The sequence below is a fragment of the Cupriavidus sp. 05T41 genome (genome assembly GCF_056396525.1).
In genome coordinates this window covers 66,611-91,781 of record NZ_JBFTLQ010000023.1, presented here as the reverse complement: position 1 = coordinate 91,781, position 25,171 = coordinate 66,611, and the positions used below count along the sequence as shown (strand labels likewise).

Here is a 25,171-nt window from a genome sequence, read left to right as displayed (position 1 = left end):
AAGCCGCGCTGGCCGGGTTTGTCGCGGCGCTGTTCGGCGGCGACTACCGGCGCCAGTCCGTCGGCGCGCCGCCTGCGCCCAGCGAGCGCGGGCGCCTGGCCGGCCTGGTGGCGACCCTGCGCGAGCGCCATGCCGAGCCGCTGCCGCTGGCCGAGATGGCGCGCAGCGCCGGCATGAGCCGCTACCAGTTGATCCGCGCCTTCCGCGCCGAGACCGGCATGACCCCGCACGCTTACCAGCTCGACCTGCGCATCAACCACGCGCGCCTGTTGTTGCAGGCGGGCGGCGCGCCGGCGGACATCGCCCAGATGCTGGGCTTTTCCGACCAGAGCCATTTCCAGCGCGCCTTCAAGCAGCGCGTCGCGCTCACGCCGCGCGGCTTCCAGCGCCGCGCCGGCTGAGCCCGCGCGGGCCACCGCGTGCAATTTTCTCCAATACACCTGCCTGCCGCGCCGCCCACACTGGCTGCCTTTCACGAAAGGACCAGCATGGATTTCCTCGTCGCAGCGGGCTTCGGCCAATTCGCCCTGGTGGCGGGCGCGCACTTCCTCGCGCTGCTCAGCCCGGGGCCCGATTTCTTCCTGGTGGTGCGCAGCTCGCTGGTGCACGGCGTGGCCCGTGCCAGCGCCGTCTGCCTCGGCATCGCGCTGGGCAACGGCCTGTTCATCGCGCTGGCGATGGCCGGGCTGGCGGCCACGCGCGCGAGCCACGGGCTGTTCATGCTGCTGCAGTGGGGCGGCTGCCTGTACCTGGCGTGGCTCGGCTGGCGGCTGCTGCGCTCGGGCGGCGAGACCTCGCTGGCGCAGGCCGGCGGGTCGCCGCCGCCGGGCGACTACGCGGCGCAGTTCGCCACCGGCTTCCTGTCGGCCGCGCTCAACCCGAAGAACGGGCTGTTCTACGCCAGCCTGTTTTCCATGCTGGCCGGCAGCCGCACGCCGATCGTGGCGCAGTTCGGCTACGGCCTGTGGATGTTTGCCGTGGTCTTCGGCTGGGACCTGCTGGTGGCCTGGGGGGTACGGCTGCCGCCGGTGCGCGCGCGCTTCGCGCGTTCGGTGCGCGGCGTGGAGCGGGTGACGGGGCTGGTGCTGTGGGGCATCGCGCTGCTGGTGGCCCTGCATGCCTTGCGGGCTGGGGCCTGAGCCTTCGCAAACGCCGGGCGCAGGTGCTCGTGCCCGTACTGCCAGTTTTCAGGTCAACTGTACCGGTACTGTACTGAGTCATCTGGCTAGACTGGCTTGCATCGTTGTCCCAGATGGAGTCAGTCATGGTCGTGCCCCCGTTCGCCGCCGGATCCGGCGTGTTTGCCGCTTTCGCCTTGTTCGCGCTGGTCTCGTCGATCACGCCCGGTCCCAACAACACCATGGTGCTGGCTTCGGGCGTGAACTTCGGCTTTGCCCGCACCGTGCCGCACATCCTCGGCATCAGCGCCGGTTTCGCGCTGATGGTGGCCGTGGTGGGGCTCGGGCTGGGTTCGCTGTTCGCCGCCTTGCCCTGGACCTGGACCGTGCTGCGCGTGGTGGCAGCCCTCTATCTGGCGTGGCTGGCCTGGAAGCTGGCTACCTCGGGCGGGCTGCAGGAGCGCCAGGTGGCGCGGCCGATGGGCTTCCTGCAGGCCGCGGCGTTCCAGTGGGTCAACCCGAAGGCGTGGGTGATGGCGGTGGGCGCGTGCAGCACTTATGTGCTGGACGGCAATGTGTGGCTCAACGTGCTGTTGCTGGCCGGGATGTTTGCCGTGATCAACCTGCCCAGCGTGGCAATGTGGGCGGTGTTCGGCTCGGCCATGCGGCGCTGGCTGGCGCAGCCGCGTGTGCTGCGCCTGTTCAACGTGGCGATGGCGCTGCTGCTGCTGGCCTCGCTGTGGCCGATCCTCAGCGCAAGGCCCTGATGGCGGGCAGGTTGCGCCAGTAGCCGTGGGCGTCCATGCCGCAGCCGAAGACATAGCGCTCCGGCACGGTGAAGCCGCAGAAATCGGGGTGCATGGGCTTGGCCTTCTGCAGCGCCTTCTCGCACAGCACCGCCGCGTAGACGTTGGTGGCGCCCATGTCCATGATGCGCTGGCGGATCGCCGCCATGGTCTCGCCTTCGTCGAGGATGTCGTCCAGCACCAGCACGGTGCGGCCCTTGACGGACTCGCGCGGCGCCACGCGCCATTGCATCTCGCCGCCCACCGTCTTGTTGTTGTAGCGCGAGAGGTGGATGTAGTCGAACTCCAGCGGGAACGCCAGCTTGGGCAGCAGCATGCCGGTGAAGACCACGGCGCCGCCCATCACCGACAGCACCAGCGGAAAGGTGTCGCCCATCTTTTCCGTGATCTCGGCCGCCATGCGGTCCAGCGACTCATGCACGGCTTGCGCGCTGACGATTTCCTCGGAGTTGGCCCACAGTTCGCGGGCCTGTTCGGCGCTCATCATGATGTCGATCCTGTCTCTGACTGTCTTGTAGGTAGCTACCGGTGGCCGCTCAGCGGTTGAAGAGGCCCTTCATGCCGCCCTTCATGCCGCCCATCGAGCGCATCATCTTCATCATGCCGCCGCCCTTGAGCTTCTTCATCATGCCTTGCATCTGGTCGAACTGGTTGAGCAGGCGGTTGACTTCCTGCACCGGCACGCCGGCGCCGGTGGCGATGCGGCGCTTGCGGCTGGCCTTGATCAGATCCGGCTTGGCGCGCTCGGCGGCGGTCATGCTGTTGATGATGCCCTCCATGCGGCGCACCTGCTTTTCCGCCACGTCCATGTTGGCGCCCTGGGCCTGCTGGGCGAACTGGGCCGGCAGCTTGTCCACCAGGCTGCCCAGGCCGCCCATCTTGCGCATCTGGCCGATCTGGGCCTTGAAGTCTTCCAGGTCGAAGTCGCCGGTCTTCTTGATCTTCTTGGCCAGCTTTTCGGCGGCTTCCATGTCCACGCCGCGCTGGGCTTCCTCGACCAGCGCGAGGATGTCGCCCATGCCCAGGATGCGCTGGGCCATGCGATCGGGGTAGAAGGGCTCGAGCCCGTCGAGCTTTTCGCCGACGCCGACGAACTTGATCGGCCGGCCGGTGATATGGCGCACCGACAGCGCGGCGCCGCCGCGTGCATCGCCGTCCAGCTTGGTGAGCACCACGCCGGTGAGCGGCAGCGCGTCATGGAAGGCGCGCGCGGTGTTGACCGCGTCCTGGCCCAGCATGGCGTCGACCACGAAGAGCGTTTCGGCGGGCTTGAGCTCGGCGTGCAGCGCGGTGATTTCCTGCATCATCACCTCGTCGATGCCGAGGCGCCCGGCGGTGTCGACGATCAGCACGTCATGGTAGTGCTTGCGGGCCCAGTCGACCGCGGCGCGGGCGATGTCCACCGGCTTCTGGTCGGGCTGGGAAGGGAAGAAGTCGGCGCCGACCTGCTCCGAGACGGTCTTGAGCTGGGCGATGGCGGCGGGGCGGTACACGTCGCACGATACCGTCAGGACCTTCTTCTTCTTGTTTTCCTTGAGCCATTTGGCCAGCTTGCCCACGGTGGTGGTCTTGCCCGCACCCTGCAGGCCGGCCATCAGGATGATCGCGGGCGGCTGCACGGCCAGGTTGAGCTCGCCGCTCTTGTCGCCGGCCGAGAGGCTTTCCACGCCGCCGATGACCGCGGTCAGCTCGCGCTGCACCACGCCCACCAGCGCCTGGCCGGGGGTGAGGCTGGAAACCACGTCCTCGCCCAGCGCCTTTTCCTTCACGCGGGCGATGAATTCGCGCACCACCGGCAGGGCGACGTCGGCCTCCAGCATGGCCAGGCGCACTTCGCGCAGCATTTCGGCGGTATTGGCTTCGGTCAGGCGAGCCTCGCCGCGCATGGTCTTGACGACCCGCGCCAGGCGTTGAGTGAGATTGTCCAGCATGGCAGAAGTCCGGGGGATAGGCTTTATCGAGGCTTGAGGCTGGCGTCGGGCCCGGCTCAAGCGGGGCGCCACCGGGGCGGGGCGCTAAGGTAAACTGTGCAAATGGCCATTGTACTGTATGCCTTGACGGCACTTCTCTATTGCGGCCTGGCCTTTCATGGCTGGGCGACGCGCAACCCGCAGCTATCGGCTGCCGGCGCCGCCAGCGGCGCCCTGGGGGGCGCGGCAGCTACCGTGCTGCTGCAAGGCGCAGGCGGGGGGCGCGCCGAGGCGCGCCCGGCCTGGTGGCACGCGCTGATGCTGGCCGCGCTGGCCAGCCACGGGCTGCTGCTGCACGAGACCATCTTCCCGGCCGACCGCATGATGTTCGGCTTTGCCTTCGCGCTCTCGGCCATGCTGTGGCTGGGCGTGGGCATCTACTGGATAGAGAGCTTCTTCTTTTCGCTGGCCGGGCTCGGGCTGATCGTGTTCCCGGTGGCGATGCTGGCCAGCCTGATCCCGCTGGCCTTTCCCGGCGCGCAGATCCTGGGCTACGCGGCGGCGCCGCTGTTCAAGCTGCATTTCGTCATTGCCAACGTGGCCTACGGGCTGTTCACGCTTGCCGCCTTCCACGCCTTCCTGATGCTGCTGGCCGAGCGCCGGCTGCACGGCTTCAACCGCGCACCCCATGGCAGGCAGTCCGGGCAGGGTGGGCAGGGCGAGGATTCGGCGCAATGGATGGGGCGCTGGCTGGACCTGCTGCCGCCGCTGCTGACGCTGGAGAAACTGCTGTTCCGGCTGATCGGCGCCGGCTTCGTGTTGCTGACGCTGACCATCCTGTCGGGCCTGCTGTTCTCCGAGCAACTGTTCGGGCGCGCCTTCCGGCTGGACCACAAGACCGTGTTCGCACTGTTGTCCTGGGTGATGTTCGCCGGCATCCTGGCCGGACGCACCTTCTACGGCTGGCGCGGACGCACGGCCCTGCGCTGGGTGATCGCGTCCTTCGGCATCCTGCTGCTGGCCTACGTGGGCAGCCGCTTCGTCATCGAAGTCATCCTGCACCGACTCTGAACCCGGCATGGCACGCATCCTTCTAGTCCTGGCCGTGCTGCTGGGCTTCTTCTGGTGGTTGCGCCAGCGCGCGGAACGGCGCCAGGCCGGGCAAGACACCGTGCGGCCGCGCCAGCCCGCGGCGCCGCAGGAGGCCATGGTGCAATGCGCGTACTGCGCCGTGCACCTGCCGCGCGGCGAAGCCATCGCCTACCGCGGCCTGCATTATTGCCGGCGTGCCCACCTGCCGGCCGACAGCGACGCGGACAATCCCGCCGCATGAAGAGACCCGCCGCGCTCTCGTCCACGCCCACGTCCTCGCCAGGGCCCGGCCTCAAGGCCTGGCACATCGTCGCCGCCATGTGGCAGCGACCGGAACCGCCGGAATTCCACTGGCGACTGCTGCGCTATTTCTCCTGGACCCGGCTGGCGGTGGCCCTGCTCCTGCTCGGCTACGCCTGGCTGCCGTCCCAGCGCGCCGAGAGCGAGCGGCTGGCCGTGGCGGTGGGCCACGGCCTGGCGTCGCTGCCGCTGGCCGTGCCCTATGCCGTGATGGCGCTTGCCATGGCCGCCGCCGCCCTGTGGTGGCGCCGCGGCTTTCACCTGCGCGTGCATGCGCAGGTGCTGGCCGACCTTGTCCTGCTGGGCCTGATCTTCCTTGCCCAGGGCTATCGCGGCGAGGGCATGGCGATGATCTTCCTGCTGCCGGCGCTGCAGGCGGGCGCGCTCACCAGCCTGCTGTTCGCGCTGTCGGTCGCGGCGGCCTCGGCGCTGGTGGTGATGAGCGCCCCGTTCGCGCAGACCTTGCTGCTGCACCAGGCCGATGCGGGCCTGCTGGGCTCGGGGCTGTACGGCCTGGTGTTCATGATCGCGGCGTCGCTGATGTACCTGCTGGCCAACCGCCAGCTTGCGCAGGAACACCTGGCGCTGGCGCGCGAGCAGGAGCTGCGCCTGCAGCAACTGGTCAACCGGCTGATGGTCAACGACATGCAGGACGGCGTGATGCTGCTGCGCGCCAACGGCGCCGTGGTGGCCGCCAACCCGGCCGCGGTGGTGCTGCTCGGCGTGCAGCCGGCCGAGCGCGGCAAGCCTTCGGCCACGCCCGGCACCGGGCGCGACGCGCTGTTCGACGTGCGCCAGATCCCGCGCCTGCAGCCGCTTATGGAGATGCTGCGCGACTGGGTGCGCAGCAAGGATGATGCGCCACGCATCCTGCAGTTGCTGCCGCTGCCGTCGCGGCCCTCGTCGGCCCGCGGCCCGATCCTGCATACGCGCCTGCGGCTGCGCTTCCTGCTGCCGGGGCTGGCCAGCCTGCGCTCGACCTTCGCTTCGTCGCTGTCGGTCTCGCTGAGCGCGCAGCAGGCCATGAACACGGCCACCTGGAACGAGCTCACGCCTGAGGCGGCGGCGCGGCTGCGCCTGGCCATCGCGCAGAGCGAGGCCATGGCCTGGCGGCCCGAGGACGAAGCGCTGCTGCGCAGCGAGATGCGCGACACCGTGCTGGTCCATATCGAAAGCTGGGAGCGCATCGCCGAGCAGGTACAGCAGGAGAAGCTGGCCGCCATGGGCCGGCTGGTGGCCAGCGTCGCGCACCAGATCCGCAATCCGCTGGCCGCCATCAGCCAGGCCAGCGAGCTGCTTGCCGAGACCAGCCGCGGGCGCCCCGAAGGCGATGTCGACGCGCGCCTGCTGCGCATCATCCATGACAATGTGCAGCGGCTCGACCAGGTGGTGTCGGACGTGCTGCAGATGTCGCGCCGGCCGCGCACCGAACGCACCGCGGTGGACCTGAACCAGGCGCTGCCGGAGATCGTTGGCCGCTGGCGGCTGGAAATGCGCGCCCGCTCGACCAGCCATGACCCGGTCGGCGCGCGCCGCACGCCGCGCCCGGCCGAGATCAACGCCAACGCGGTGCGGGTCACGGTGGACGTGGCACGCCCGGTCATCTTCGATCCTTCGCAACTGCAGCAGGTGCTGGGCAACCTGCTCGACAATGCCTGGCGCTATTGCAGCCGCCTGCCCGGCGCGATCCGCCTGCTGGCCCACGCGCTGGACCAGCACCATGCCGAGCTGATCGTCTGGAATGACGGCGTCGAAGTGTCGCGCGAACACCAGCGCACGCTGTTCGAGCCGTTCTTCACCAGCAACGCGCAGGGCACCGGCCTAGGCCTGTTCATGGCACGCGAGCTGTGCGGCGCCAATGATGCCCAGGTGCGCTACGGCACCATCTCGCTCGACGCGCTGCTGGCGCAGACCGGCATGCTGGCCCCGGCGGCACGCGATACACTGCCGGCCAAGGCCTTTGTCCTGACCCTGCGCATCGATGCGCAGGACCAGGCGGGCGGCTGACTCGCCCCGGATCTGCCGATCCCGTTCCGCCAGACCGCACGACTACCACCAGACCCATGCCCGCCAAGACGCCAGGCTCCGATCCGATTCTCGTCATCGACGACGAGGCTGACCTGCGAGAGCTGCTCGATATCTCCATCCGCCGCATGGGCCACGACGTGGTCCTGGCGGGCTCCCTGGCCGAAGCGCGCGAGCAGCTCGCGGCGCGCCGCTACAGCCTGGTGCTGACCGACATGCGCCTGGGCGATGGCCTGGGCATCGACATCGTGCGCCAGCTGTCGAGCGCGCCAGAACGCGTGCCGGTGGCGGTGATCACCGCCTACGGCAGCGCCGACAACGCGGTGGAGGCACTCAAGGCGGGCGCCTTCGACTACATCGCCAAGCCGGTCTCGCTGGACCAGCTGCGCAGCCTGATCCTCAATGCGCTCGGCCGCCAGCAGCGCGACCACGCAGACGGCGGCGAGGGCGCCGCCGGGGCGGGCACGGCGGACCGCGCCTTCAACCTGCTGCCCGGCCATTCGCCGGCCATGCACGACGTGCGCCGCGCGCTGTCGCGGCTGGCGCGCAGCATGGCGCCGATCGTCATCAGCGGGGAATCCGGCAGCGGCAAGGAGCGCGCCGCGCGCGCCATCCACGCGATCAGCACGCGCGCCGCGCATCCCTTCGTGGCGGTGAACTGCGGCGCCATCCCCGAGACGCTGATGGAGTCGGAATTCTTCGGCCACGTGAAGGGCGCGTTCACCGGCGCCGACGCCGAGCGCGGCGGCTTCTTCCAGGCCGCCAACGGCGGCACGCTGCTGCTCGACGAAGTGGCGGACCTGCCGCTGGCCATGCAGGTCAAGCTGCTGCGCGTGCTGCAGGAGCGGCGCGTGCGCAAGATCGGCGCCAGCCGCGAGGAGAACGTGGATGTGCGCGTGCTGTGCGCCAGCCACAAGGACCTGGCCGCGATGGTCGCGGCCGGCCAGTTCCGCCAGGACCTGTTCTATCGCCTCAATGTGCTGGCGCTGCGCATGCCCACCCTGCGCGAGCGCCGCGAGGACCTGCCGGTACTGGCCGGCGCCATCCTGGAGCACCTGGCGGTGCGCTACGGCGACACCCACCCCAAGCGGCTGGCGGTGGCCGCGCAGCAGCGCCTGGCGGACTATCCCTTCCCGGGCAATGTGCGCGAACTGGAGAACCTGCTCGAGCGCGCGTACGCCTTTGCGGAGGGCGAGTCCATCGAGGTGGACGACCTCGGCGCGCTGGATGCCGGCGCGGCCGACGTCGCGCTGGTCGCGCCGCGCGGATACCAGTACCAGCCCGATCCACGCTACGCCGGACGCCACGATGCACCCGCGGCGCCGGCCGCGCCGGTCGATGCGGCGCCGGCGGGTGCCGTGCGCGAGGCCGCGGGCGAGGCTGGCCGCGTCACCTTCCCGATCGACCTGCCCGGCCGCCTGGAAGCGCTCGAGCGCGACCTGATCCTGCAGGCCTTGCAGCAGACCGGCTTCAACCGCACGGCAGCGGCGCCGCTGCTGGGCCTGAGCTTTCGCCAGCTGCGCTACCGCATCCAGCAGCTCGGCATCCGCGAAGGACGCGACGATGGTGCCGACGCGGGCGAGATGGCGGATGGCGTGGCCGGCGAAGGCCTGCGCGAGACCGCGCGCAGTGCCGTGGACGCCACCAGCGGAGTGCGCGATGCCTGAGCACGACATCGGCGGGCCGGCATCTGCGGCCACGCCCGGCAGCGCCGCCACTGACGCTGCTGCTGCTGCTGCTGCCTTCAGCCCCGACCCGTCGGGCTGGGTCCCGGCCGCGCGCCGCGTGCCGTCGCCCAATTTCGATGCCCGTCCCGCCGGCATGCCGGTGGACCTGGTGGTCATCCACAACATCAGCCTGCCGCCCGGGCAATTCGGCAGCGGCGATATCGAAGCGTTTTTCCAGAACCGGCTCGACCCGTCGCGCCATCCCTTCTTCGCCACTATCCATGAGGTGCGTGTTTCGGCGCATTTCCTGGTGACGCGCACAGGCGAACTGGTGCAGTTCGTGTCGTGCCGGGACCGGGCCTGGCATGCCGGTCAGTCGGCGTTCTTCGGCCGGACCCGCTGCAACGATTTTTCGATCGGCATCGAGATCGAAGGCAGCGACGACCAGCCGTTCACGTTGGCCCAGTACCACACCACCGCGGCGCTGGTGCGTGCGCTGCTCGTCGCCTATCCGGTGCGCGCGCTGGCCGGGCACAGCGATATCGCGCCCGGCCGCAAGACCGATCCGGGCCCGCATTTCGACTGGATTGGCTTCGCGGCCGCCGCCGGCCTGGCTCGGGCCATGTTGCCCTACCGCAAAGACGGGCCCTGAGGCAAGGGCCCGGCACGCGGTCTAGGGGGATCGAGCGATCTCGGGAAAACCCTGATAAAGTCCGGCCCCTATCGAAGCGGTCCGGGCAATCAAAAAAATTTCTTTTCATTGTGCGGTAACACACCGTCAGGCGGGATTCCTTACGTCTCTTGGGCTGGCGGGTTTGGCGCGGTGCCGCATGCCGTGGCCGTCACCGGCTTCGGCTCAAAAAGACGCTTGTCAAGACTGGTCAAGCCGCTTCGTTTCACTATACTTAGTCCAGTTTTTCGTATCGACCACTATATCTAGTGGTGCTTTCGGGGAGCCAGCCTAGGTGTGCAGTTACCGCCGCAGCGCTTTACAGCGTTTCACTGCGGCCCCGCCTAAGGACTGGCGCGTCACAAGAGTCCCAGCAGAATCCAGCAATGCAGCCCGCCCCCGGCCGTTCACGGCCCGGCGAATCTTTTCTGTCTTGCGCGTTTTGCTCGGGGCTCTTTGTCACTCATAAAACACGGGTCAGAACAGGAGTTCCTCATGCAGACAGCCCAGAACGAATTTTCCACCGGCGCCACCGCCGCCGGTGTGGCAGCGAACCCGCAGTCGAGCCCCGCTGCTGCCGGCGCTGGCGACTACCAGGACTACAAGATCATCCGACGCAACGGCGCCGTGGTGGCGTTCGAGCCGAGCAAGATCTCGGTGGCCGTGACCAAGGCCTTCCTGGCGGTCAACGGCGGGCAGGGCGCCGCTTCCGCGCGTGTGCGCGAAGTGGTCGAGCAAGTCACCCAGAATGTGGTGCGCGCGCTGCTGCGCAGCCGCCCCAGCGGCGGCACCTTCCATATCGAAGACGTGCAGGATCACGTGGAACTGGCGCTGATGCGCTCGGGCGAGCATGAGGTGGCCCGTTCCTACGTGCTGTACCGCGAGAAGCGCACCCAGGAACGCGCCCAGGCCAATGCCCAGGCGGTTGCCCGCGTGCAGGAAGGCGGCGTCACGTTCAACGTGACCGACGGCGGCGTGGCCCGCGTGCTGGACGTGAGCTCGCTGCATGCCCTGATCGACAATGCCTGCTCGGGCCTGGGCGACGCCGTCAGCGCCGAGCCGATCCTCAAGGAAACGCTGAAGAACCTGTACGACGGCGTGCCCATGACCCAGGTCTACGACTCGGCCATCCTGGCCGCGCGTACCCTGATCGAGAAGGACCCGGCCTACAGCCAGGTCACCGCGCGTATCCTGCTGCACACCATCCGCAAGGAAATCCTGGGCGCCGAAGTGACCCAGACCGAAATGGTGTCGCGCTACGCCGACTACTTCCCCAAGTTCATCGCGCGCGGCATCGAAGCCGAGCTGCTGGACGAGAAGCTGGCCACCTATGACCTGGCCCGCCTGGGCGCCGCGCTGGACGCCCAGCGCGACTTCCAGTTCAACTACCTCGGCCTGCAGACCCTGTACGACCGCTACTTCCTGCACATCGACGAAGCGCGCATCGAAATGCCGCAGGCTTTCTTCATGCGCGTGGCGATGGGCCTGGCGCTGGGCGAGAAGGACCGCGAAGCGCGCGCCATCGAGTTCTACCAGCTGCTGTCGTCGTTCGACTTCATGTCGTCCACGCCGACCCTGTTCAACTCTGGCACCCGCCGCTCGCAGCTGTCGTCGTGCTACCTGACCACCGTGTCGGACGACCTCGAGGGCATCTACGAAGCGCTCAAGGAAAACGCGCTGCTGTCCAAGTTCGCCGGCGGCCTGGGCAACGACTGGACCAATGTGCGCGCGCTCGGCTCGCACATCAAGGGCACCAACGGCAAGTCGCAAGGCGTGGTCCCGTTCCTGAAGGTCGTCAACGACACCGCGGTCGCGGTCAACCAGGGCGGCAAGCGCAAGGGCGCGGTGTGCGCCTACCTGGAGACGTGGCACCTGGACATCGAGGAATTCCTCGAGCTGCGCAAGAACACCGGCGACGACCGCCGCCGCACCCACGACATGAACACGGCGAACTGGATTCCCGACCTGTTCATGAAGCGCGTGATGGAAGCCGGCGAGTGGACGCTGTTCTCGCCCGCCACCTGCCCGGACCTGCACGACAAGGTCGGCCGCGCCTTCGAAGAAGCCTACCTGGGCTATGAAGCCAAGGCCGCCCGGGGCGAGCTGAAGCTGTTCAAGAAGATCCCCGCCATGCAGCTGTGGCGCAAGATGCTGGGCATGCTGTTCGAGACCGGCCATCCCTGGATCACCTTCAAGGATCCGTGCAACATCCGCAGCCCGCAGCAGCACGTGGGCGTGGTGCACAGCTCCAACCTGTGCACGGAAATCACGCTCAACACCAACGAGAGCGAGATCGCGGTATGCAACCTGGGTTCGGTGAACCTGGTCGCCCACCTGAAGCAACTGGCCGACGGCACCCAGGTGCTCGACCACGCCAAGCTCGAGAAGACCATCCGCACCGCCATGCGCATGCTCGACAACGTGATCGACATCAACTACTACGCGGTCGACAAGGCGAAGAACTCCAACCTGCGCCACCGCCCGGTCGGCATGGGCATCATGGGCTTCCAGGACTGCCTGCACCTGCTGCGCCTGCCGTACGCCAGCGACGCCGCCGTGCAGTTCGCCGACACCTCGATGGAAGCGGTGTGCTACTACGCCTACCGCGCCTCCAGCGAGCTGGCCGAGGAACGCGGCCGCTATAGCACGTACGAAGGCTCGCTGTGGGATCGCGGCATCCTGCCGCAGGACTCGCTCAAGCTGCTGGCCGAGGAACGCGGCGGCTACCTGGAAGTGGATCATTCCTCGACCATGGACTGGGACAGCCTGCGCGCGCGCATCAAGCAGCACGGCATGCGCAACTCGAACTGCATCGCGATCGCGCCCACGGCAACGATCTCGAACATCATCGGCGTGTCGGCCTGCATCGAACCGACCTTCCAGAACCTGTACGTCAAGTCCAACCTGTCGGGCGAGTTCACGGTGGTCAACGACTACCTGGTGCGCGACCTGAAGGCACGCGGCCTGTGGGACGAAGTGATGGTCGCCGACCTGAAGTATTTCGACGGCAAGCTGGCCCGCATCGACCGCATCCCGCAAGACCTGCGCGACATCTACGCCACCGCCTTCGAAGTCGAGCCGAGCTGGCTGGTGGAAGCCGCCAGCCGCCGCCAGAAGTGGATCGACCAGGCCCAGTCGCTGAACATCTACATGGCCGGCGCCTCGGGCAAGAAGCTGGACGACACCTACAAGCTGGCCTGGCTGCGCGGCCTGAAGACCACGTACTACCTGCGCACCATGGCAGCCACCCACGTGGAGAAATCCACCGTGTCGCGCGGCTCGCTCAACGCCGTGTCGTCGGGTAGCGACAGCGGTATCAGCGCCGCCGGCATCGACCAGGCCGCCGCCGCCGCCCCGGCCATGCCGGAAGCCGAAGGCGCGGTCTGCACGATGCGCCCGGGCGACGCCGGTTTCGACGAGTGCGAAGCCTGCCAATAAGCTGAAAGCCGCCCCCGTTAGCCCAGAGTGGGCCGCGGGTGCGGCCCACTGAAGAATTCCACGGAGAACCACATCATGCTGAGCTGGGACGACGACGTTCAAGCCACCCCGCAGGCCGCACCGCAGCCTGCTCCCCAACCCGCCCTGCCGGCCGGCCTCGCCGCCGACCAGCAAGGCGTGCTGCCGCCTGCCGCCACCCAGCCGGCCGGCTCGGGCATCCTTGGCAACCACCCGAACGCCGCCGCCGTGCAAAGCGACCGCCGCGTCAACGCTGCCGACAAGCGCGTGATCAACGGCTCGACCGACGTCAACCAGCTGGTGCCGTTCAAGTACAAATGGGCCTGGGAAAAGTACCTGGCCGGCTGCGCCAACCACTGGATGCCGCAGGAAATCAACATGTCGCGCGACATCGCGCTGTGGAAGGACCCGAACGGCCTGACCGAAGACGAGCGCCGCGTGATCAAGCGCAACCTCGGCTTCTTCGTCACCGCCGACTCGCTGGCCGCCAACAACATCGTGCTGGGCACCTACCGCCAGATCACCGCGCCGGAATGCCGCCAGTACCTGCTGCGCCAGGCCTTCGAGGAAGCGATCCACACGCACGCCTACCAGTACATCGTGGAGTCCCTCGGCCTCAATGAAGCCGAGATCTTCAACGCGTACCACGAGGTGAAGTCGATCCGCGACAAGGACGAGTTCCTGATCCCGTTCATCGACACGCTGACCGATCCGGCCTTCAAGACCGGCACGCCCGAGAACGACCAGAAGCTGCTCAAGTCGCTGATCGTGTTCGCCTGCATCATGGAAGGCCTGTTCTTCTACGTGGGCTTCACGCAGATCCTGGCCATGGGCCGCCAGAACAAGATGACCGGTGCCGCCGAGCAGTACCAGTACATCCTGCGCGACGAGTCCCTGCACTGCAATTTCGGCATCGACCTGATCAACCAGATCAAGCTCGAGAACCCGCACCTGTGGACCAACGAGTTCAAGGCCGAGATCACCGAGCTGTTCAAGAAGGCCGTGGACCTGGAATACCGCTACGCCGAGGACACCATGCCGCGCGGCGTGCTGGGTCTGAACGCGCCGATGTTCAAGGGCTACCTGCGCTTCATCTGCAACCGCCGCTGCCAGCAGATCGGCCTGGAGCAGCTGTTCCCGAACGAGGAAAACCCGTTCCCGTGGATGAGCGAGATGATCGACCTGAAGAAGGAACGCAACTTCTTCGAGACGCGCGTCATCGAGTACCAGACTGGCGGCGCGCTGTCGTGGGATTGAGTTGTTGTCGGCCGGCTGCCGGCGGTAGCGTAGCGATACGCCGAGCGGCACGAGGGCGCACTGGATAGCCGGTCTCGGGTCCGGACGCCAGGCTGACGCAGATGGGGGGTGGCAATCAACGGATTGCCACCCCCTGTTTTTTTGTCGCTTCGCCGGTCTGCGCGACGACTGACAAGGCGCAAAGGCGGCAGTCCTGGTGCCGCGGCGCGGCTCCCCATGCGGCCCGCCGGCTCAGGCGCCGATCTGCCGCAGCGCCTTCTCGATGGCCTCCGCGCTGTCCGGGCGTACCAGCCGCGCCACTTCCGCGCCGTCACGCATGAACACCAGCGTCGGCCACAGCTTGACGCGGAACGAGCGGCCCAGGGGCCTGCCGCTGCCGTCCTCGACCTTGAAGTGCTGCACGCCGGGGTGGCTGGCCAGCGCGCGGGCCAGGTGCGGCTGGGCGCGCAGGCAGTAGCCGCACCAGGGCGCGCCGAATTCGATCAGCGCCGCGCCCTTGATGGCGTCGATATCGGTTCGCGCGGGCTCGCGCGCGGCGTATTGCTCGGTCATCGTCATGCTGGAGTCTCCTGGTGCGTGGCGCATGCAGTGCGCATCGCGCCGCCGTCGCCGGCAGTCATTCTGGCATGAGGGCTGCGAAGCCGTGAAACGCATCCGGGAGCCGGCACAAGCTCACGCCTGCGATTGCCGGGGCAGCCCTGCGGGCGCGGAGGGCGGCGTGCCTTCGGCTGCTGCCTTGCCCCAGCGCACCGTCGCCAGCAGCGAGGCCGCCACGATGAGACCGCCGCCGATCCAGGCCGTGGCCGTGATCCGCTCTCCCAGCCAGATGGTGGCGAACACGGCGCCGAACGCGGGTTCGCTGCCCATCAGCAAGGCCACGCGCGTGGGGTTGCTGCGCTTGATGGCGTAGTTCTGCGCGAAGAAGGCGAACAGCGTGCAGGCGAGCACCAGGTAGAGCACGCTGGCCCAGAACGGGGCATGGCCGGCCAGCGAGGGCAGCGGCTGCCAATGCGCCGGCATCAGCACCAGTGCGGCCAAGGCGCTGCCGCCCGCCACCACGCCGGCCTGTACCGCGGTCACCGTCAGCGCCGGCAGCGGCGTGGCGCGCAGCACGCGCTTGGTTACGCAGACGATCACCGCGCGCAGCGCCGCGGCGGCCAGGATCAGCGCATCGCCGGGGTTGAAGGCAACGGCGCCGTCGCCGGCCAGCAGCCATGCGCCCGCCAGCGAGAGCGCCACCGCGGCCCATTCGATGCGCGCGGGCCGGCGCTTGAGCAGCAGCCATTCGGCCAGCGGCGTCAGCACCACGCACAAGCTGATGAGGAAGGCCGCGTTGGCCGCGTGCGTGAGCAGCACGCCGAAGGTCTCGCACAGGAAGATGCCGAGCAGCAGCACGCCGCTGCCGAGCACGCCGCGCAGCGTCGCGGCGTCAACGCGGCGCAGGGCGCCCAGCGCGGGCGAGAGGATCACGAAGGTGATGCCGAAGCGCAGCGCCAGCAGTCCCAGCACCGGATAGAAGAGCAGGGCGCCCTTGACGACGCCGTAGCTGCTGCCCCAGACGACAGCGACCGCGAGCAGCATGAGGTCGGACAGTATCAACAGGCGCTTTGGGGTAGGCATGATGGGTTCGGAGGTCGCAAGGGCGCGCAAAGGCCGGGAGAAGCATTGTCTGGCTTTGCGGCGGCGATGATAATCATGGTTGCATGCACATCTTTTATGTCGTGGGTGCATCAATGCCGGCTGACTCGCCTGGCCGTCGCCTCCGGAGCCATCCCTATGAACCCGACCGATTTCCTCGCCTTGCTGCCCGACATGGCCGTGTTCGCGCGCGTGGTGGACGCGGGTAATTTCTCGCTCGCCGCGCGCCAGCTCGGCAGCACGCCGTCGACGGTGAGCCGCCAGATCAAGCGGCTGGAGGAGGCGCTGGCCACGCGCTTGCTCGAGCGCTCCACGCGCCGGGTGCGCGTGACGGAATCCGGTGCGCAGGTGTACCGCTACTGCCGCGACATGGTGGGCGCGGCAGCGGGTGCGGTCGACGCGGCGGGCCAGTTGTCCGGCCGGCCCCAGGGCAGGGTCAGCGTGAGCGCGCCGACCGCGTTCGCCAAGACGGTGATCCATCCGCTGGTGGCGGGCTTCCTGCGCGCCTACGGCGAGATCGACCTGCAGTTGATGTTCACCGACCACGAGGTCGATCCACTCGAGCACGACCTCGACCTGGTGATCCGGCTGACCGAGCGGCCGCCGCCCGGTCTGGCCGGGCGCCGTCTCGGCGCGGTGCGCTGGGTCTTGTGCGCGTCGCCGGCTTACCTGGGCGCGCGCGGCACGCCCGTGCATCCGCGCGAACTGGCCTTGCACGACTGCCTGTACCTGGGGGAGACCGCCGACGACAACCGCTGGCGCCTGCGGCGCGAGGCGGAGACCCATACGGTGGCGGTGCGGGGGCGCTACATTGCCAATCACGCTGGCGCGCGCCTGGAAGCGGCGCAGCAGGACCTGGGCATCGCCTCGCTGCCCGAGTTCACCGCCGCCGGCGCGCTGCGCGACGGCACGCTGGTGCGCGTGCTGGCCGACTGGGAGTTGCAGGCGCGCGCCTATGTCGGGCCGGTGTGGCTGCTCTATCCGCCCAATCGCTTCCTGCCGCCCAAGGTGCGTGTGCTGATCGACTACCTCGCCGCGCATATCGGCGGGGCTGGCTGAGCGGCGGCGCAACGGCGTGGCGCGGTGCGGTGCGGTGCGGTTTTTCCCGCGCGCCGATCGGCGTGCGAGGAAAGTGAACGGCGCGAGCCTGTAGACTCATATTCCGTTTCGCCGTCTTGCTGTTTTGCAGTTTCGTTATTTGGCGCAGTTCTTCCCATCGTCCCCCGTTTTCAGGAGCCACAATCCATGTCGCAGCCCGAAATCACCCTGTACCACTCCCCCAACACGCGTTCCACCGGCGCGCTGATCCTGCTCGAGGAACTGGGCGTGCCATATCGCCTGCACCCGCTCAATATGAAGACGGGCGAGCAGCGCGAGCCGGCCTACCTGGCCATCAACCCGATGGGCAAGGTGCCGGCGATTCGCTACGGGGACGCGCTGGTGACCGAGCAGGCCGCCATCTTCATTTTCCTGGCCGACCTGTTCCCGCAGGCCAGGCTCGCCCCCGCGCTGACCGATCCGTTGCGTGGGCCGTACCTGCGCTGGCTGGCCTTCTACGGATCGAGCTTCGAGCCGGCGATCGTGGACCGCTCGCAGCAGCGCGAGACCCCGCGCGCGATGTGCCCTTACGGCGACTACGACACCGTCATCGGCACCCTGCTGGGGCAGCTCGAAAAGGGTCCTTACCTGCTGGGCGACACCTTCAGCGCGGCCGACGTGCTGTGGGGCACCGCGCTGGCCTGGATCACCCACTTCAAGCTGGTCGAGGCGACGCCGGCGGTGAAGGCGTATATCGAGCGCACCACCTCGCGGCCGGCGGTGGCGCGCGCCCGCGAGATCGATGCGAGGCTGGTGGCGCAGCAGGGCGCCTGACAGGCTGACAGCCCGGCACGCGCCGGCGCGCCGGCCCTGGCTATAGCTCCAGCACCAGCCGCTTGCAGGCAGCGCGCGAGCAGCAGGTCATCATCCTGCCGTTGGCCTCGCGCTCGGCGCGCGTCAGCACCACGTCACGGTGGTCGATCTCGCCGGCCAGCACACGCACCTCGCAGGAGCCGCACAGGCCTTCCTCGCAATCGCTCTGCATGTCGATATTGGCGGCGCGCAACGCCGCCAGCACGGTCTGGTCCGCCGCTACCGTGACCACGATGCCGGAGTCCTTCAGCTCCACCTCGAAGGCCTGCTCCCTGGCGGGGTCGAGCGTGCCCAGGGCGGATTCGAAATGCTCGATGCGCAGCGCGTCGCCGGGCCAGCTGGCGCAGCATTCCTGCAGCGCGCGAAGCATGGGCGCCGGGCCGCAGGCGTAGATCTGCGTGTGCGGGTCGGGCTGGCCGAGCAGTGCCTGGAGATCGGCGCGGCGGCCCTCGTCGCTTGCGTGCACGTGCAGGCGGTCCGCGTGCAGCGCCGCGAGTTCGTCGAGCAGCGCCATCGACGCGCGCGAACGGCCGCTGTAGTGCAGGGCGTAGTCGATCCCCAGCTGCCTTGCGCGCCGCGCCATCGCGCTCACCGGCGTGATGCCGATGCCCCCGGCGATGAAGATCAGCTTGCGCGCGCTCTCGTCGAGCCGGAAGTGATTGCGCGGACCGCGGATCTTGAGGCGGTCGCCTGGTTTCACATTGTCGTGCACCCAGGCCGAGCCGCCGCGGCCCTGCGCCTCGCGCAGCACGGCGATTTCCAGCGCGCTGCTGTCGGCCGGGTCGCCGCATAGCGAGTACTGGCGCGACAGCCCGGTGCCGCCGCATTCCACGTCGATGTGCGAGCCCGGTGTCCAGCGCGGCATCGGCCGGCCGTCGGGCGAGACCAGCCGCAGCCGGACGATGCCGTTGGCCGCGCGGCTCACGGCCTGCACCACCACTGGCCGGCTGGCCGCGTGCGCGGACGGTTCGCCGATGCGCACCTGCGCCTGCGCATCGAGCAGGGCGCGATCGGCGCGCTCGGGGTTCCGCGCGGGATCCCATTCCACCCACACATGCTCGGGGCCGCGGAACGAGGTGTTGGGCACGTAGCTGAAGCGCTGCTCGGCCAGGCGCATATGGGGCAGGCGCCGCGTGAGCTCCTGCAGGAAGACCTGCATCTCCATGCGTGCCAGGTTCTTGCCCATGCACTGGTGCGAGCCGTAGCCGAAGGTAAGCTGGTCGCTGGCGTTCTCGCGGCGGATATCGAAGAGATCGGCGTCGGTGAAGTGCCCTTCGTCATGGTTGGCCGACGAGGTCACGATCAACAGTTTCGAGCCGGCCGGGATGTCCACGCCGCCGACCTGCACGTCGCGCGTGGCCAGGCGCCGCCACGCCGCGACCGAGCCGTTGTGGCGCAGGCATTCTTCCACCGCGTTGGGGATCAGGCCGGGGTCTTCGCAGATCTCCTGCCAGGCGCGCGGATGCTGCAGCAGCAGCTTGATCGCATTGGCGGTCGCATTGGCCGTGGTCTCGTGCGCGGCGACGATGCCGGCCATCATCATCGAGTGCAGGTAGGAGTCGGTGACGACCTCCGGATGCTCCTGCTGCTTGCGGATGCCGTAGCGCATCCAGCCCGGGCCGGACGGATCCTGCCGCATCTTGTCGAGTATCTTGCCGGCGAGCTGCCAGAAGTTGCCCACCGCGTGCGCGACCTCCACCTGCTCCTCCGGCTTCGGCCGGCCCCAGGTGTTGACCGTATGCGCGATGGAATACTTGCGCAGCAGGTCCATGTCTTCCTCGGGCACGCCGAGGAAGTGCAGCGCCACCGTCAGCGGCACTTCCCACAGCATCTGATCGACCAGGTCGGCGCGGCCGTCATCGATGAAGCGGTCGACGTATTCGCGCGCCAGGCGGCGCACCATGGGCTCGTGGTGCCTGAGCTCCTCCGGTGTGAAGGGTTCCATCAGCACCCGGCGGCGCGGCATGTGGGCAGGCTCGTCCTCGTTGACCAGCGTGCGGTTCATCGCGTAGCCGTACGACGCGAGCACCGCGTTGGCCTCGGGCCCGGTGGGCGTGATCTTCTCCAGCGCGATCGACGGGCTGAAGGTGAGGTTGTCGCGGAAGATGGCCTTGATGTCGTCGTAGCGGGTCACCACCCAGTAGCCGAGCTTCGGGCTGTAGAAAACCGGCTCCTGCTCGCGCGCCCAGCGCACGTACTCGGGCGGGTCCTGCTGGTAGCCGTCCCCGAACGGGTCGAATTCCGCGGCGCGCGCGCTGACCGGGCAGCCGCTCGGCGTGCGCTGCGCCGTCAGCAGGCTGTGGTCAACGGGGCATCCCGATGCGCGCGGATTGTGGGTGTCGTTGGCCATCTGTGCTGCTCCGGTGTTCGTTGCTCAAAGGTTCAGGCGTTGCGCCGCTTGCTCAGTCCAGCGTGATCTTCAGGTCGCGGATCAGCTTGTGCCAGCGCGTGGTCTCGCTGCGCAACAGGTCGGCATATTGGGCCGGCGTATTGCCAACCGGCTCCACGCCGAAGTCCACCAGCCGCTTGTTGACGGCCGGCTCCCTGATGGCGGCAACCACTTGCTTGTTCAGCGTGGCGATCACTTCGGGCGGCGTGCCGGCGGGCACCACCATGCCTACCAGCGCCGCCGCTTCCACATTCTTGTAGCCGGCTTCGGCGAAGGTCGGCACGTCCGGCAGTTGCGGCAGGCGGGTCGGGTTTGCCACTGCCAGCGCCTTGACCTTGCCGCCCTTGATGAAGCCCGCGCCCGCGGCCAGGTCGACCATCATGGCCGGGACCTGTCCGCCGGCCACGTCGGCCAGTGCCGGCGCCGCGCCGCGGTAGGGCGCGTGGACCATGTTCAGTCCGGCCTCCACCTTGAGCAGTTCCATCGCGAGGTGGTGCGGGCTGCCGGCGCCGGCGGAGGCGTAGTCGATGCCGCCGCTCCTGGACTTGGCCTTGGCGATGAACTCCTGCACGGTGTTGACCGGCATGCCGGGACCGACCACGAGGATCATCGGGAACTTGCCCAGCAGCGTGACCGGCGCCAGATCCTTGACCGGGTTGTAGGAAAGCGTCTTGTACAGCGCCGGGTTGAAGACCAGCGTGCCGTTGTCCGCCGACAGCACCGTATAGCCATCGGCCGGTGCGCGCGCGGTCTCTGCCGCGGCGATCGCGGTGTTGCCGCCCGGCTTGTTGTCGACCACCACCGGCTGGCCCAGCCGGGCCGAAAGCGCCTGGCCGATCGAGCGCGCCAGGAAGTCCGAGCCGCCGCCGGCGGCGTACGGCACGATCCAGCGCACCGGCTTGGTCGGGAAGGCGGGGTCGGCAAAGGCGGCGCCCGGCAGCCAGGGAAGGGCGGCCAGGCCCAGGCCGAGGGCCATGAATTTGCGGCGGACGATGATCATCTTGTCTCCTGTTTCCGGTTCTCTTGTTTTTCCGGTCTGGATTCGTCCCGGCGTGCTTGGCGTCCGGGTTGTGTTTTGCGTAAATGATATACGCATTGCGTAATTTGGTGATGCGGGTTAACGTGAGGATCGGCACAAGGGGCCAGATGACGGCCAGTTGACGGCCATATGGCTACGCCGGCCTCGCCGCACGGCATTCTCCGCACTAGAATCTCCGCCCATGACGACATCACCCGATCCCATCGAAGCGGGCGCTCCCGCCGGCCCGCAGGCGCGCGAGCGCCGCCAGCGCGTGCAGTCCGCGCAGACCGGCATGGCCGTGCTCAAGGGCCTGGCCCGGCTCGGCGGGCGCGCCACGCTGACCGCGCTGGCCGCGCATGTCGGCGAGAGCCCGGCCAAGGTGCACCGCTACCTGGCCAGCCTGGTCGAGGAAGGGCTGGTGGCGCAGGAGGCCAGCACGCAGCAGTATTCCCTCGGCATGGAAGCCATGCTGATCGGGCTGGCGGCCATGCGGCAGGTCGATCCGGTGCGGGTGGCCGAGCCTTCCCTGGTCCGCCTGCGCGAGGCGCTGGGGGTGACGTGCTTCGTCGCGGTGATGGGCAACAAGGGGCCGACCATCGTGCGCTTCGAGGAGCCGGGCCTGCCGGTGACGGTGAACGTGCGGGTGGGTTCGGTCATGCCGCTGCTGTGGTCGGCCACCGGCCGCACCTTCCTGGGCATGCTGGACGAGCCGCCGGTGCTGGCGATGGCGGAGGCGGAACTGGCGGTGGCGCCGGCCGAGCTGCGCGCGCAGCTCGACGCCGGGGATCCCATCGGGCAGCTGCGGCGCGAAGTGCAGGCCGCCGGCTGCGCGGTGGTGCGCGATACCAACCTGAAGGGCATCAGCGCGGTGGCCGCGCCGCTGTACGACTACACCGGCCGCGTGTGCGCGGTGATCACGGCGCTGGGCGCCACGGGCGGCTTCGATGCCGCGATGGACGGGCCGGTCGGCACGGCAGTGCGCCGGGAGGCGCGGGCGGCCAGTGCGTTGCTGGGCCATCCGGGGGCGCCGCCTGCCGCATGACCTGGCGCCCGGACCAGCCGGGCAGGGGGCTCAGGCGGCCTTGCGTTCGGCGGCTTGCGCGCCGGCGGTGTCGGCCGTCTTGCGTTCGCCGCCCAGCGCTTCGGTCAGGTCGGCCAGCAGGCTGGCCAGCTCGCCCGCCATCATGGTGAAGTCGCCGTCGAAGCGTTCGTCCTCGTCGCGCGCGCTGGCGTCGGCCTGTTCCTTGATCACGTCGAGCGGGGCCACTCGCTTGATGGTCAGCGACTCGGTCAGCACGAAGGACACGCGGTCGTTCCAGGTCATGGCGAGGCGCGTGCAGCGCTTGCCCGCGGCAATGTGGCGGCGCAGGTCCTCGGCATCGAGCGGATGGCGCACGTAGCGCACCGTGGCCTTGCTCTCGGCGCTCGATTGCAGCTCGATTTCCTGGTCCACGGTGAAGCCGGCCGGCGCCGTGTCATTGGCCAGCCAGTCGGTCATGGCGGCGACCGGCGACTGGTTCACATGGAGGTTTTCCAGCGGCAGCGGGTCGATCGCCTTGAACAGCAGGCCCCGCACTTCGTCGGCCTTGGCCGGGGCGGCGGCATCGATGGCCAGCCAGCCGTTGACCGGGTCGATCCACACCCGGGTATCGCGGCGGATGCTGAAGGCGCGCGGCAGCAGTTCCTCGGTGACCTGCTCCTTGAGCTCGCGCATTTGCTTGCGGCCGGGCTTGAAGCCTTGCTGTTCCTCGAGTTCGAGGGCGCGCGCCTTGGTGACCTGGTTGACCACGGTGGACGGCAGCAGCTTCTTCTCGGTGCGCATGGTCAGCAGCATCTGCTTGCCGACCTGGTGGACCAGGGCGCCGTTTTCACGCGGCGAGGCCCAGCCCTGGGTCTGCATTTCCAGGCTGGTGCCCGGGAAGAAGGCATGGCGCGCCAGGCAGGCCTCGACTTCGTCGGCGGCGAGGGACCACGGTGCGGACAGACGGTGCAGCTGGAGATTCTTGAACCACATGGGAATTCGGCCAAAGGGACCGATTCTAGCCGGTTAGCGTGGCCGATGCGGTAACAATGCGTGAAAGCGGCGGATAGAAGGGCTGCACGGGCAACGGAGCGGCGCCGGGCGGGCCGGCGGAATGCGGCAGGGGCCGGGCTGCCTGCCGCAACCCGGCCCCTGCCGCGTGCCGGAGCCTCAGATGTCGAGCTTGCTGATCTTCGAGCCTTCCAGCGACAGGCCTGCCATCAGGCCGGCGTTGGTCACCACGAAGCCGATGATCGGCTGCTGGGCCGTGTTGGTGTCGATGGTGCCGTTGGCGCCGATCGTGGCCAGCGCCACTGTGGCATCGCCGCCAACGGTCCAGCCGCTGCTGTTGACGAACTTGTCGAGCGAGTCCTGAGTCATGAACATCAGGATGATGGCCTTGGACTGCGCGCCGATCTGCCAGCCCACCGAACCCGAGATGATGCGGTAGTAGCCATGCGTGGCGCCGCCCGCGCGCAGCGAGCCGTCGCCGTATTCGCCGCCCACCACGAAGCCGGCCGAGATGGTGTTGGGAAAGACCAGGATGCCGCGCGCGCGGTTGGCCAGCTGCCGCGAGCTGCTCGCCGTGGCGTACAGCTTGCTGAGCGCGCCGTCCACGCCGCCGTCGATCTCGCGGCGCTTGGCCGCCTTGTCCGTGGGGGCGCCCGGCGTGGTGGTGCAGGCACCCAGCAAGCCTGAAGAAGCCAGCACCAGGCCTGCGCCCGCCGTCAGAAACGATCTGCGTTCCATACTCACTCTCCTGATTGTTTTACGTCACAATGCACCGCTAACAGAGCACCGGTACCGGAGCCTTCCGTCCCCTCTCGCCTGCAAACTCGCTTTATCCAAGGATAGGCGTAATCGGCACTTGTAGAAACGTGAAATCGCAGGGCAGGAATTCCTCTCGGTTTTCCCTAAAGTGCCACTGGAATCCTCCGTTTCTGGAGAAATATACAAGCCTGCAGACCGAAGCGGTGTAGGACGAAGCTGCATTTCGCGACGAACCTGTCCTACAGATTCGTGCCCGACGCGGCGACATGTCCGTGGCCCGGCGGCGGGCCAGGAACCCGGGCGCGCCAGGCGTGTCCATCAAAGATGAAATCCGTGAAATTCCTCAAATCCGTGAAGTCCCTGACGTCCCTGAAGTCCAGTTTCGTCCTGATCCCCGTCACCCTGCTGGCCGCTGCCTGTGCCTCGCATTCGCCCGCTCCCGACCCGCAAGCCGCAGGCGAAGCCAATGCGCAGTGGCAGTCGCTGCGTGCCGACTACACCGCCTGCGCCAAGGGCCAGACCGACGCCGGCTTGTCCGGCAGCGCCTCGCCGCAGGATCTCGCCGGCGCCGCGCTGAAGGCGTGCCAGCCGAAGCTGGATGCCATGCGCAGCGCGTTCCGCGAATACCTGGATGCGCAGATGGTGTCCGCGCACGGGCGCGACGGCGCGCGCCAGGCCGCCGACCGCGTTTCGCGGGATACCGAGGCCAAGACCCGCAGCTACCTGGTTCGCTATGTAGAGGTGGAACGCTACAACGCCAAGCCGCACTAGCCCGCAAGCTGACCGGCCGGCGCGGGCCGCCGCGGCCTGCTGTGGTGTAATGCGCGGACGCGTCCCCTCAACACCCATGGCAGTCCATCCCGATGACCCTCTCCCCCGAACGCCTGCAGCTCGCCCACGAGCGCTTCCTTGACGAAAATCCCGAAGTGGTTTCGCTGCTCAAGGCCATCACCGAGCGTCATGCGCGCGCAGCCGGCATGAGCGTGGAAGCCTTCCAGCTTTCCGAACTGGAGCGCGCCATCGGGCGCGAAGCGCGGCTGCGGCGCATGACTGCAGACGAACTGTTGCTGGTCTACCTGGGGGAGCGCACAGCGCCGGCGCCCCGCCGCTGATGCGCATG

Annotated in this window: 23 protein-coding genes; 15 read left to right on the top strand and 8 right to left on the bottom strand. The window is 68.4% G+C overall.

Features of this window, described 5'->3' with window-relative positions:
* The 3 genes from AC1DKV_RS15815 to AC1DKV_RS15805 all read left to right on the top strand — a co-directional run.
* Positions 1-401, top strand: a 401-nt coding sequence (locus tag AC1DKV_RS15815; RefSeq protein WP_477137630.1) for a helix-turn-helix domain-containing protein, incomplete at its 5' end; no start/stop codon positions are given.
* An 87-nt stretch (positions 402-488) separates the two neighbouring features.
* Complete coding sequence (locus AC1DKV_RS15810) at positions 489-1,139, top strand: LysE family translocator (protein WP_441617816.1); 651 nt, start codon at positions 489-491, stop codon at positions 1,137-1,139.
* A gap of 125 nt (positions 1,140-1,264) precedes the next feature.
* Positions 1,265-1,885, top strand: coding sequence for a LysE family translocator (locus AC1DKV_RS15805; protein ID WP_441617814.1), 621 nt, complete (start codon positions 1,265-1,267; stop codon positions 1,883-1,885).
* Here AC1DKV_RS15805 and AC1DKV_RS15800 read toward each other — a convergent pair.
* Positions 1,869-2,411 (bottom strand): hypoxanthine-guanine phosphoribosyltransferase, encoded by a 543-nt coding sequence (locus AC1DKV_RS15800; RefSeq protein WP_441617812.1) that lies wholly within the window; start codon positions 2,409-2,411, stop codon positions 1,869-1,871. The two genes, AC1DKV_RS15805 and AC1DKV_RS15800, sit on opposite strands and share 17 nt — an antisense overlap.
* Before the next feature lie 49 nt (positions 2,412-2,460).
* Positions 2,461-3,855, bottom strand: coding sequence for a signal recognition particle protein (gene ffh, locus AC1DKV_RS15795; protein ID WP_441617810.1), 1,395 nt, complete (start codon positions 3,853-3,855; stop codon positions 2,461-2,463).
* Positions 3,856-3,957: 102 nt separating this feature from the next.
* Here ffh and AC1DKV_RS15790 point away from each other — a divergent pair, with 102 nt between their 5' ends.
* The 7 genes from AC1DKV_RS15790 to AC1DKV_RS15760 all read left to right on the top strand — a co-directional run bounded on the left by AC1DKV_RS15790 (position 3,958) and on the right by AC1DKV_RS15760 (position 14,301).
* Complete coding sequence (locus tag AC1DKV_RS15790; protein ID WP_441617808.1) at positions 3,958-4,905, top strand: cytochrome C assembly family protein; 948 nt, start codon at positions 3,958-3,960, stop codon at positions 4,903-4,905.
* A 7-nt stretch (positions 4,906-4,912) separates the two neighbouring features.
* Positions 4,913-5,167, top strand: a complete 255-nt coding sequence (locus AC1DKV_RS15785; protein WP_441617806.1) for a PP0621 family protein — start codon at positions 4,913-4,915, stop codon at positions 5,165-5,167.
* Positions 5,164-7,233 carry a sensor histidine kinase gene (locus AC1DKV_RS15780; protein WP_441617804.1) on the top strand — a complete coding sequence of 690 codons (2,070 nt, stop codon included), beginning with the start codon at positions 5,164-5,166 and terminating at the stop codon, positions 7,231-7,233. The genes AC1DKV_RS15785 and AC1DKV_RS15780 overlap by 4 nt, the downstream gene beginning before the upstream one ends.
* Positions 7,234-7,289: 56 nt before the next feature.
* Positions 7,290-8,918: a sigma-54-dependent transcriptional regulator gene (locus tag AC1DKV_RS15775; RefSeq protein ID WP_441617802.1), complete on the top strand. Its 1,629-nt coding sequence runs from the start codon at positions 7,290-7,292 to the stop codon at positions 8,916-8,918.
* The gene (gene ampD, locus AC1DKV_RS15770) at positions 8,911-9,570 is read left to right on the top strand and encodes a 1,6-anhydro-N-acetylmuramyl-L-alanine amidase AmpD (protein ID WP_441617800.1); all 660 of its coding nucleotides are present in this window, start codon (positions 8,911-8,913) and stop codon (positions 9,568-9,570) included. Before AC1DKV_RS15775 ends, ampD begins: the two co-directional genes overlap by 8 nt.
* 513 nt (positions 9,571-10,083) lie before the next feature.
* Entirely contained in the window at positions 10,084-13,026 is a 2,943-nt protein-coding gene (locus AC1DKV_RS15765; RefSeq protein WP_441617798.1) for a ribonucleoside-diphosphate reductase subunit alpha, read from the top strand.
* A gap of 75 nt (positions 13,027-13,101) precedes the next feature.
* Complete coding sequence (locus AC1DKV_RS15760) at positions 13,102-14,301, top strand: ribonucleotide-diphosphate reductase subunit beta (RefSeq protein WP_441617796.1); 1,200 nt, start codon at positions 13,102-13,104, stop codon at positions 14,299-14,301.
* 231 nt (positions 14,302-14,532) lie between these two features.
* Here the strand turns inward: AC1DKV_RS15760 and AC1DKV_RS15755 are convergent, their stop codons facing one another.
* Both AC1DKV_RS15755 and AC1DKV_RS15750 read right to left on the bottom strand, forming a co-directional pair.
* Complete coding sequence (locus AC1DKV_RS15755; RefSeq protein WP_441617794.1) at positions 14,533-14,859, bottom strand: thioredoxin family protein; 327 nt, start codon at positions 14,857-14,859, stop codon at positions 14,533-14,535.
* A gap of 114 nt (positions 14,860-14,973) precedes the next feature.
* Entirely contained in the window at positions 14,974-15,921 is a 948-nt protein-coding gene (locus AC1DKV_RS15750) for a DMT family transporter (protein WP_441617792.1), read from the bottom strand.
* 156 nt (positions 15,922-16,077) lie between these two features.
* Between AC1DKV_RS15750 and AC1DKV_RS15745 the strand changes: the two genes are divergently transcribed.
* Both AC1DKV_RS15745 and AC1DKV_RS15740 read left to right on the top strand, forming a co-directional pair.
* Entirely contained in the window at positions 16,078-16,998 is a 921-nt protein-coding gene (locus tag AC1DKV_RS15745; RefSeq protein ID WP_441617790.1) for a LysR family transcriptional regulator, read from the top strand.
* A gap of 186 nt (positions 16,999-17,184) precedes the next feature.
* Positions 17,185-17,811, top strand: coding sequence for a glutathione S-transferase family protein (locus tag AC1DKV_RS15740; protein ID WP_441617788.1), 627 nt, complete (start codon positions 17,185-17,187; stop codon positions 17,809-17,811).
* 40 nt (positions 17,812-17,851) lie between these two features.
* Here AC1DKV_RS15740 and AC1DKV_RS15735 read toward each other — a convergent pair whose 3' ends face one another.
* Together AC1DKV_RS15735 and AC1DKV_RS15730 are read right to left on the bottom strand one after the other, a co-directional pair.
* Complete coding sequence (locus AC1DKV_RS15735) at positions 17,852-20,200, bottom strand: cytochrome P450/oxidoreductase (RefSeq protein ID WP_441617786.1); 2,349 nt, start codon at positions 20,198-20,200, stop codon at positions 17,852-17,854.
* Positions 20,201-20,252: 52 nt separating this feature from the next.
* Positions 20,253-21,239 carry a Bug family tripartite tricarboxylate transporter substrate binding protein gene (locus AC1DKV_RS15730; protein WP_441617784.1) on the bottom strand — a complete coding sequence of 329 codons (987 nt, stop codon included), beginning with the start codon at positions 21,237-21,239 and terminating at the stop codon, positions 20,253-20,255.
* Positions 21,240-21,459: 220 nt separating this feature from the next.
* On the opposite strand from AC1DKV_RS15730, the gene AC1DKV_RS15725 reads away from it, so the two are divergent.
* Positions 21,460-22,302: an IclR family transcriptional regulator gene (locus AC1DKV_RS15725; protein ID WP_441617782.1), complete on the top strand. Its 843-nt coding sequence runs from the start codon at positions 21,460-21,462 to the stop codon at positions 22,300-22,302.
* Positions 22,303-22,332: 30 nt separating this feature from the next.
* Here the strand turns inward: AC1DKV_RS15725 and AC1DKV_RS15720 are convergent, their stop codons facing one another.
* Both AC1DKV_RS15720 and AC1DKV_RS15715 read right to left on the bottom strand, forming a co-directional pair.
* Positions 22,333-23,274, bottom strand: coding sequence for a recombination-associated protein RdgC (locus AC1DKV_RS15720; RefSeq protein WP_441617780.1), 942 nt, complete (start codon positions 23,272-23,274; stop codon positions 22,333-22,335).
* A 177-nt stretch (positions 23,275-23,451) separates the two neighbouring features.
* On the bottom strand, positions 23,452-24,030 hold the full coding sequence (locus AC1DKV_RS15715; RefSeq protein WP_441617778.1) for a BPSL1445 family SYLF domain-containing lipoprotein: 579 nt from the start codon (positions 24,028-24,030) through the stop codon (positions 23,452-23,454).
* A 354-nt stretch (positions 24,031-24,384) separates the two neighbouring features.
* Here AC1DKV_RS15715 and AC1DKV_RS15710 point away from each other — a divergent pair, with 354 nt between their 5' ends.
* Together AC1DKV_RS15710 and AC1DKV_RS15705 are read left to right on the top strand one after the other, a co-directional pair.
* On the top strand, positions 24,385-24,822 hold the full coding sequence (locus AC1DKV_RS15710; RefSeq protein WP_441617776.1) for a hypothetical protein: 438 nt from the start codon (positions 24,385-24,387) through the stop codon (positions 24,820-24,822).
* 92 nt (positions 24,823-24,914) lie between these two features.
* Positions 24,915-25,163 (top strand): DUF6388 family protein, encoded by a 249-nt coding sequence (locus AC1DKV_RS15705; protein ID WP_441617774.1) that lies wholly within the window; start codon positions 24,915-24,917, stop codon positions 25,161-25,163.
* The last annotated feature ends 8 nt before the right edge of the window (positions 25,164-25,171 follow it).